The 4,590-nt window shown below is 55.1% G+C and carries 5 protein-coding genes; 3 read left to right on the top strand and 2 right to left on the bottom strand.

Annotated features, from left to right (window positions below; translation table 11 throughout):
- Positions 1-176: 176 nt before the first annotated feature.
- Positions 177-1,139 (bottom strand): carbamate kinase, encoded by a 963-nt coding sequence (arcC, locus tag ACQRC0_RS08575; RefSeq protein WP_006235166.1) that lies wholly within the window; start codon positions 1,137-1,139, stop codon positions 177-179.
- 602 nt (positions 1,140-1,741) lie between these two features.
- Here arcC and ACQRC0_RS08570 point away from each other — a divergent pair.
- The 3 genes from ACQRC0_RS08570 (at position 1,742) to ACQRC0_RS08560 (ending at position 4,289) form a co-directional block, all read left to right on the top strand.
- Positions 1,742-2,164 (top strand): hypothetical protein, encoded by a 423-nt coding sequence (locus ACQRC0_RS08570; protein ID WP_427719521.1) that lies wholly within the window; start codon positions 1,742-1,744, stop codon positions 2,162-2,164.
- Entirely contained in the window at positions 2,161-2,685 is a 525-nt protein-coding gene (locus ACQRC0_RS08565; protein ID WP_427729282.1) for a hypothetical protein, read from the top strand. The genes ACQRC0_RS08570 and ACQRC0_RS08565 overlap by 4 nt, the downstream gene beginning before the upstream one ends.
- A 272-nt stretch (positions 2,686-2,957) precedes the next feature.
- Positions 2,958-4,289 (top strand): ATP-binding protein, encoded by a 1,332-nt coding sequence (locus tag ACQRC0_RS08560; RefSeq protein WP_427729281.1) that lies wholly within the window; start codon positions 2,958-2,960, stop codon positions 4,287-4,289.
- Here ACQRC0_RS08560 and ACQRC0_RS08555 read toward each other — a convergent pair.
- Positions 4,286-4,468 carry a hypothetical protein gene (locus ACQRC0_RS08555; RefSeq protein WP_427729279.1) on the bottom strand — a complete coding sequence of 61 codons (183 nt, stop codon included), beginning with the start codon at positions 4,466-4,468 and terminating at the stop codon, positions 4,286-4,288. The two genes, ACQRC0_RS08560 and ACQRC0_RS08555, sit on opposite strands and share 4 nt — an antisense overlap.
- Between the last annotated feature and the right edge of the window lie 122 nt (positions 4,469-4,590).

Genomic DNA, 4,590 nt, shown 5'->3' with positions numbered 1-4,590 from the left:
CGCCGATTCTGGGATACAGTTTCCCGCTGCTGATCGATGCGACCTTTAGAGAACGTCCCCAATGACTAGGTGAATAGCAAAAGCCCCGCAGTCGGAGCGGACTGCGGGGCTCATGAAGAGAGGCTAGTTTGTGGGCGCTTTGCCTGGCGCCCACAAGAGAGGCAACAGAGTAGAGGCTACTCGTGGATGCGGGTACCGGAGAGGCCGGCCATGGTCTCGGCGGCCTTGTCCAGGGCGCCGATGATGCAGGTGCGGCCCTTGCGGGAACGGGCGAACTTGATGGCAGCGCGGACCTTGGGCTCCATGGAACCCTTACCGAACTGGCCCTCGTCGGCCAGGCGCTCGGCCTCGTCGGCGGTGAGGTCCTCGAGCTCCTCCTGGTTGGGCTTGCCAAAGTTGATGGCGACATGCTCAACGGCGGTCAGCAGGAACAGGACGTCGGCGTCGCAGTCCTCGGCCAGCAGCTCGCCGCCCAGGTCCTTGTCGATGACGGCGGGAACGCCCTTGTAGCAACCCTTGTTCTCGTAGTCGCGGACGACGGGAATGCCGCCGCCACCGCAGGCGATGACGATGAACTCGTTGTCGAGCAGGTTGAGGATGGAGTCGGCCTCGACGATCTTCTTGGGATCGGGGGAGGCGACGACGCGGCGCCAGCCGCGGCCGGAATCCTCGACGAAGACCTTGGAGGGATCCTCGGCCATGAACTCCTTGGCCTGCTCCTCGGTGTAGAAGGGGCCGATCGGCTTGGTTGGGTTCTTGAACGCGGGATCATCCGGATCGCACTCGATCTGGGTGACGACGGTGGCGGCGTGCCAACGCTTATAGCGCTTGTGCATCTCGCGACCGATGCCCTGCTGCAGGTGATAACCAATGTAGCCCTGGGACATGGCGCCGCACTCGGGCAGCGGCATCTCGGGGGTGCCGATGGCGTCGTGGGCGGCAGCGAAGGCATTCTGGATCATGCCGACCTGCGGGCCGTTGCCGTGGGTGATGATGATCTCGTTACCCTGCTCGATGAGACCAAGGAGTGCGTGGGCGGTGTTGCTCACGGCCTCGATCTGCTCGACGGGGTTGTTGCCGAGGGCGTTGCCGCCAAGGGCGACGACAATACGATCGGGCTTGCCAAGAGGCTTAGACATTGCTGGAATCCTTTCTGTAAAAGGCCTACATCCCATTAATAACCCACGTCCGTGCAATACGCGAGTTTATTAAGGTTTATATTCTCTTTATCGCTCATTTTATTCATTTTGAAAACAGTTGAACGGTGAACGGTCGTTTTTACCCGTTCAGCGTAAAGATGCCCAGCTCAAGCATATCTAAGCTATTTACGTGCGACTTTATTTTGATAGAGCAGGGATTAGACCAGATTATGCAGACTATATCTTTGCTAAACACAAAACAGACAGCGCAATATCTTACTCGCACTATACGAGATTCTATGCACTAATTGGACGAGTATGCAGCCCTGCAATAACATGGCGTTTTTCATCCAACTTAAGGAATAGACAAGTGTTCATACCGCGCGTCGGCCGGTAGCCGGCGAGCCGTCTCGTCGATTGCCGCTTCCAGAAATTCAAAAACTGATATTGCGCGCGCAATTGCGGCATGGTACTTTAGCGAGGAACAGCACGGGCTGGGGCGACAGAGATCTGTCGTGAAGTTTGGGTTCGGCGACCCCGCTGCTGTCTTCTCCTTATCCGCCAGCGAACCCCTTGAGCGACGGATTGAGGAGGTCCTTACTATGACAAAAATGCTCAAGATCACGCTAAATGGCGAGACGTTTCTCGCCGACATGCTCTGGGACAAGGCTCCCGAGGCATGCAAGCTGTTCGAATCGTCCTGTCCGGTCGAGTCACGTATCTTTTCGGCCAAGATCTGCGATGCCGAGGTAACCTATCCCGTATCGGGCCCCATCGCCAATTACGAGCACATCGAGAACCCCGTCTTTCACGAGCCGGCGGGCGCCGTGAGCTGGTATGGTGGCTGGTCGTCAATTTGCATCTTCTTTGACGTGTGCGAGCCCTTTGGCACCTGCAGCATGTTCGCCCGCATCTGCGAAGCCGACCGCGAGCGTTTTGCCGCCGCCTGCCGCAATGTCTGGGACAACCAGGGCATGTACATTAAAAACGAAATCGTCGAGATCGAAACGGAGGCCTCAAGATGATGGATATCAACACCCTGCTCACACTCGACCTTGCCGAGTACACCACTGCACTTGAGGCCCTCGCCGACCAAATGATGCTCGAAGAACCCTGTGACATCGACTACATGCGCCGCCGCAAGCTCGACACCGGCCGCGAATTCGCCGTCTGGAACTTCACCGTCGGCTACTGTATGAACGCCGCCGACGCTCTCTCCCTCCTGCGAGCCCAGGCCAACGAAAACGCCAACGACGGCACCGCCGACCTCGCAACGATCAACAACAGCGCCGCGCGCCTGTGCGACTGGTTCTCGGGCGCCTTTGACGTCACCGGCAAAATGGATGACACTACGGCAATCCTCGCCCACAGCCGCGACCTCTACGCCCAGGTAGAGACTCACGAACAGTTCGCGGCCCTCACCCGTGCCACTGAGCGCTATCTGGTCCAGCTCCAATTTTGGGTCGACCGCCAGATTCCCTGGCCGGCTATTAGCGACCTCGTCCACGGCTACCGCCTACGCACAGAGAGCGGCGAGACAAGGTAAAAACAGCCAGGTAGCACCAACATAGTCCCACCACGGGACCCAAAGTAAGAATCAGAGGGCTGGAGACGCACGCAACAGCGTCCCCAGCCCCTTCGCAAAGTAGAGCGCTGTTTCAGTGGCTTTGAGACCTTATCGGACCTTTGCTATCTTCCAATTTTTGTATATTTACGACGTTATTATCTGCCAATTTTTGTATGATTTTAGGCGATTCTATCTGTCAATTTTTGTCATTTGGGGGTTTAATGCTACGCCGTAAGGTCACTGATAGGCTTTTGAGCTGGAAGAATAACTCCAATAAGGCATTACTTGTTACTGGTGCGCGTCAGATCGGCAAGAGCTATGCGATTCGCGCGTTTGGAAAAAGCAACTACGCTTCGTATTTTGAGGTCAATTTACTACTCGATATCGAAGCAAGGAATGCACTTGTTGGCGCAAAGAACTCCGTTGACTTTATCAACCGCGTAGCCCTTCTTGCGGATGCGCCGCTTGTTGAGGGCGAGACGCTTGTCTTTGTCGATGAGATTCAGGAGTATCCGCAGATCGTTACACTCATGAAGGCGTTGGTCGAGGATGGGCGCTTTAGCTATGTCTTCTCGGGGTCTATGCTTGGGACTGAGTTTAAGGGGATCTCTTCTTTTCCGGTGGGGTATGTAGAGCACATTGTTATGCGCCCGATGGATTTTGAAGAGTTTTGTTGGGCAAACAGCGTTAGCGAGAATGTGCTTGCAGGCATTCGCAGCTGCCTTGTCGAGAAACATCCTGTCGAAAACTATATTCATGAGGCGATGCTCAAGAACTATAGAGCTTATATCGTTTGCGGCGGCATGCCGGAGGTCGTTCAGAATTATATTGATTCGGGTTATTCGCTCGTGAGCACACGTGAGCTTCAAACTCAGTTGGTCGATCAGTACAAAAGCGATATCTCAAAATATGCATCGACTCGAGCGTTTAACGTTCGGTCGATTTTTGAGCAAATTCCCGTTCAGCTTGAGGCGGAGTCTCATCGCTTTGTTGTTTCGTCTCTGGGTGAGGGAGCTCGCCTTAAAAAATATGAGCAGGATTTCCTGTGGCTTGTTAACGCAGGTGTTGGATTGATGGTCGCCAGGGTGACGGAGCCACGGAGTCCTCTCAAGAGGACGGAGAAAACGACAGCCTTCAAACTATACGAGTCTGATACAGGCATGCTCGCATCGCGATACCCCGGTAGCACTGCACGCGCTGTCTATCTTGATATGAAAACTCCCAACCTTGGTGGTCTCTATGAGAACGTGGTCGCGCAGGAACTCGTTGCCCTCGGGGCGGATGCATGGTACTACCAAACGCGTGAGGTCGGTGAAGTTGACTTTGTGATCGAAGGCGCCCACGGGCATGTTGTCCCAATCGAGGTCAAATCGGGCAAGAAAGTTCGAGCGCATGCGGCCCTCGATCGTCTGATGAGTGTAGGCGAGTACAAAATTCCCGAGGCCGTTGTACTGAGCCACGAGAATCTCAGCAAAGAGGGCAAGGTTCTGTACGTTCCAATCTACATGACGTTTTGTCTCGATGAGTTTATGGAAAAGGATGACCCCAATAACGATTTCTCGTTCGCACCCATATCTCTCTAGCCATTTGAATCCGCAATCCAGCCCCGCCCACGCATCAATGCATTTCCCAAGGTGCTGCGCGTTTCGCGGCAAAGCCGCGAAAAAGCAAAGGGATAAGAAGCGGCAACAGCCAAATCCTCCATCCATCCCCAAAGTAGCGCGACTTTCGCGGCAAAGCCGCGAAACAGCGAAAGGGGCAAAAGGCCCCCTCAGCCACGTCCTTCATTCAGCCCCACAATCCGAGGACGTAGTCGTAGCAGGATCTGGGGGCTAACCTTCGCGGACATTCCGCAGGACGAAAGAACCCCCGCCGCACGTAGTG

The sequence above is a fragment of the Collinsella sp. SGI.033 genome (assembly GCF_050315135.1).
Classification (GTDB): Bacteria; Actinomycetota; Coriobacteriia; order Coriobacteriales; family Coriobacteriaceae; genus Collinsella.
The sequence above is the reverse complement of the archived record's forward strand: the minus strand, read 5'-3'. Positions and strand labels throughout refer to the sequence as shown.

Bases quoted from the DNA above. Each gene is read 5' to 3' on its own strand.
- arcC (WP_006235166.1), bottom strand. From the start codon at position 1,139: ATGTCTAAGCCTCTTGGCAAGCCCGATCGTATTGTCGTCGCCCTTGGC.
- ACQRC0_RS08565 (WP_427729282.1), top strand. From the start codon at position 2,161: ATGATGGATATCAACACCCTGCTCACACTCGACCTTGCCGAGTACACC.
- ACQRC0_RS08570 (WP_427719521.1), top strand. From the start codon at position 1,742: ATGACAAAAATGCTCAAGATCACGCTAAATGGCGAGACGTTTCTCGCC.